Annotated in this window: 5 protein-coding genes; 3 read left to right on the plus strand and 2 right to left on the minus strand. The window is 70.4% G+C overall.

All coding sequences use genetic code 11. The features are described from left to right. The 3 genes from FVW27_RS10835 to FVW27_RS10845 all read left to right on the plus strand — a co-directional run. Positions 1-348, plus strand: a 348-nt coding sequence (locus FVW27_RS10835) for a helix-turn-helix domain-containing protein (RefSeq protein ID WP_167125066.1), incomplete at its 5' end; no start/stop codon positions are given. A 247-nt stretch (positions 349-595) separates the two neighbouring features. After that, positions 596-1,663, plus strand: a complete 1,068-nt coding sequence (locus FVW27_RS10840; protein WP_167125068.1) for a DMT family transporter — start codon at positions 596-598, stop codon at positions 1,661-1,663. A gap of 189 nt (positions 1,664-1,852) precedes the next feature. Then, positions 1,853-2,191 (plus strand): hypothetical protein, encoded by a 339-nt coding sequence (locus FVW27_RS10845; protein WP_167125070.1) that lies wholly within the window; start codon positions 1,853-1,855, stop codon positions 2,189-2,191. A gap of 247 nt (positions 2,192-2,438) precedes the next feature. On the opposite strand, the gene FVW27_RS10850 is transcribed toward FVW27_RS10845, so the two are convergent. Together FVW27_RS10850 and FVW27_RS10855 are read right to left on the minus strand one after the other, a co-directional pair. After that, positions 2,439-3,194 (minus strand): ATP-binding cassette domain-containing protein, encoded by a 756-nt coding sequence (locus tag FVW27_RS10850; protein WP_167125072.1) that lies wholly within the window; start codon positions 3,192-3,194, stop codon positions 2,439-2,441. Then, the coding region (locus FVW27_RS10855; protein ID WP_167125074.1) for a biotin transporter BioY at positions 3,191-3,408 on the minus strand (218 nt) is incomplete at its 5' end. The genes FVW27_RS10855 and FVW27_RS10850, both read right to left, overlap by 4 nt.

Genomic DNA, 3,408 nt, shown 5'->3' on the forward strand with positions numbered 1-3,408 from the left:
GGCGGGGTGCGGCCCGAAGCCGTAACCGCCCGCGACGGCAACGCCGCCGTGCGCCGGGTGCGCGCCTACCTTGCCGAACGGCTGGCGCACAAGGTCTCGCTGGAAGACCTGGCCGAGGCCACGGGCCTTAGCCGGTTCCACATGCTGCGGGTGTTCCGCGATGCCACGGGCATGACCCCGCACGCCTACCACACCCAACTGCGCGTGGACCGGGCAAAGCTGCTGCTGCGCCGGGGCTGGGCCATGGCCGACGCCGCGCAGGAAACCGGCTTCGTGGACCAGAGCCACTTCGCCAACACCTTCCGCCGCTACGTGGGGGCCACGCCGGGGCAGTATCTGTCGCGCTGAGGCGCCCCGGTCCCCAACGCCACCGTCCATCCGGCGCGAACGATCCGGACTGCGCGCGTACCGGGCGCTCCCTTTCATCCGTCCCCGCCATCCGCATCCACTCCCGCCGCAGGACGGCATGCGGTCCCCATCCCCGCCAGCCCTACCGTCCACCACAACCGCAATTTCGTGCAAAAACTCCGTGCAAGACGCACAACCTTGCAACGCGATACATCCGGCGCACACCATAACCACGGAGACGCCTTCCATGTCCGATTCCGCACCCTGTGCGCCCGATGCCGCCGCCATAACAGACCCCGCCGACACCGTGCCCCCTTCCGATCACGCCCCCGACCTTTCCGGCCATGCCCCCGCCCGGGCCTCGCTGCTGCTGCCCGCCCTGGCGGCCCTGGGCGCGGTGACCCTGTGGGGCCTGTCCTTTCCGGCCATGAAAGTGGCCGTGCAGGCCCTTGGCCCCATGCCGCTGATGTGGTCGCGCATGATGGTGGCCATGGCGCTGCTGGCGCCCTTCACCGCCCGGCTGTTCCCTTCCCGCACCGTGGCCGTGGCTCCGTCCGGCATGCTGGTGCGGCGCGGCTTCTGGAGCGGCGTGCCCCGGCGGCACAAGCTGCTGCTTCTGCCCACGGTCCTGTTGCAGCCCTGCCTGTATTTTTTGTGTGAATCCAATGCCATGCAACTCACCTCTGCCTCGCAGGCCGGGGTCATCTCCGCCTCTGTGCCGTTGCTGGTGGGCGCGGGGGCATGGCTGTTTCTGGGCGAACGGCCTTCGCCCCGGCTGTGGCTGGGGGTGGCGTTCTCGTGCACGGGGGTGGCCTGGCTGACCCTGTCCGGCGGCGCAGGCACCGAATCCGCGCCCGACCCGCTGCTGGGCAACATTCTGGAACTTCTGGCCATGGTCTGCGCAGCGGGCAACATGGTGCTGGTGCGCAGGCTGTCCGCACATGGGGAGCATGGGGGGCACGGCGGCTTTCGCTGGAATCCGTGGACCCTCACGGCATTGCAGACCCTGGCCGGGGCGCTGTTCTTCGCGCCGGGGGCGTACGCGGTGCTGGCCAGTGCCGGGCAGTGGCCCGCCGACGTGCTGCTGGCGGTAATCTATCTGGGCGCGGGTTCGTCGCTGGGCGCCTTCGGCCTGTTCAATTGGGCCACCAGCCACCTGCCCGCCAGCAGCGTGGGGGCGTTCATCAACCTGGTGCCCGTGGCCGCCGTGGGGTTCGGCTGGCTGTGGCTGGGCGAAACCCTGAACGCCACCCAGATGCTGGCCGCTGGTGTTGTCATGGTGGGCGTGGCCCTGGGCACCGGGCGCAGCAGGTAGGCGCACCGCGCCGCGGCAATGCTGGCGTTGCCCCCCGCATTGCTGCATCTTGACGCGACTGCAAACAGGCATGACAGTATGCACAGCAGCATCCGGCTGGGCGGGATCAAACCGCTCCGCCGGAGGTTTGCATGGCGGGTAAGCACCCCGTCCCAGCCAGCCCAACGCCCATTCATGAGGAGGCGCACCATGTGCAAGACCTGCAATTGCGGCACCGGCAGCGAACCGCGCGAACACCGCCACGCGCACGCCCACGGCAAGGGCGGTGAACATCGGCACGACCACGAACACGCCCACGAGCATGCCCACGTGCATGAACACACCCATGCCGACGGTACCACCCACGCCCACGAGCACCGTCACGTCCATACCCATGGGCACGGACACGAACATGGTCACGGCGCCGCTGGGCACGATCACGGGCACGACGGGCACGAACACGAGCACGTCCACACCCACGAGGCGCACAGCCACGACCTGGGGCATGCCCACGACGGCGGCGACGCCCACGACCACGAGCACGGCTAGTCGCCGGGGAGGATTCCCCTGTCGACAACGGCGCCAAGGCATCCCTCCCGGTGACGGCCCCGGGGCCAAACGCCCGGAGCCAGACCCGAAGCGCCGTACGCACTACGCCGGACGCAATACGCCGGACGAAGGGCACCTGGGGTCAAACGCCGAACATGACGCAACACCGCGCGGGAAACGTCCCGCGCGGGGCTAGGTCGTGCCTGGCCCTCGGCGTACCGCGCATTGCGTACCCGGAGGCGCGCCGTCATTCGTAGGGAACGATCTCGCGACGCGCCGTCCATGAACAGGGCGGGCGGATGCCATGGGCGCGCACCCGGTCCAGCACGGCGGCGGGCGGGCCGAACAGCACCTGCCGCCCCCCGTCCAGCACCAGCACCAGGTCGGCCATGTCCACCACCGGCTCCAGTTCATGCACCGATACCGCCTGGGTCAGCCCGGCGGCCCGGTTGCGGGCCAGAATGTCGCGCAGTTCCAGCGCCGCCGGGTGGTCCAGCCCGCTGAAGGGTTCGTCCAGCAGCAGCAGGCCCGGCGCGGCAAGCAGCGCAGCGGCCAGACACAGCTTGCGCTTCTGCCCGTAGGACAGGGTATGCACCGGGCTGTCCCAGTGACCGGCAAGGCCGAACCGGACTGCCGCTTCGCGCGCGGCGGCCAGCGCGGCCACACCGTCAGGGGTATGCGGGGACGGCGCGGTAAGCAGCAGATCTTCCGCCACCGTGGCCCCCAGCATCTGCATGTCCGCGTCCTGCAGCACCAGCGCGGCATGACGGCGCAGGGCGGCTTCCGCGCCGGGGCAGTGGTGCCCGGCCACGTCCAGCGTGCCGCCTTCCGCCCGCAACAGCCCGGCCAGCAGTTGCAGCAGGGTGGACTTGCCGCTGCCGTTGACCCCGCACAGGCACAGCAGCGCGCCGGGCGGCACGGAAAATTCCACCCCGTCCAGAGCGGGCGGAGTTCCCGCCGGGGTGCCGGGATGGGTGTAGCGCAAGCCCTTGGCGACGATCATCGGGGCAACAGCCTTCGCACGGCCAGAAACCGCCATGCAGCCACGGCCAGCACGACCTTGACCACGTCGCCGGGCAGAAAGGGCAGCACGCCCACGGCCACGGCGCGCGCCACGTCGATGTCCAGCACCTGCATCAGCCGGGCCGCGCCCGCCAGATAGGCCACGCCCAGCCCGGCAAGGCAGCAGCACAGGGCCAGCGCGACACGGGGCAGGC

It is taken from the genome of Nitratidesulfovibrio liaohensis, from assembly GCF_011682075.1.
Taxonomy (GTDB): Bacteria; Desulfobacterota; Desulfovibrionia; order Desulfovibrionales; family Desulfovibrionaceae; genus Cupidesulfovibrio; species Cupidesulfovibrio liaohensis.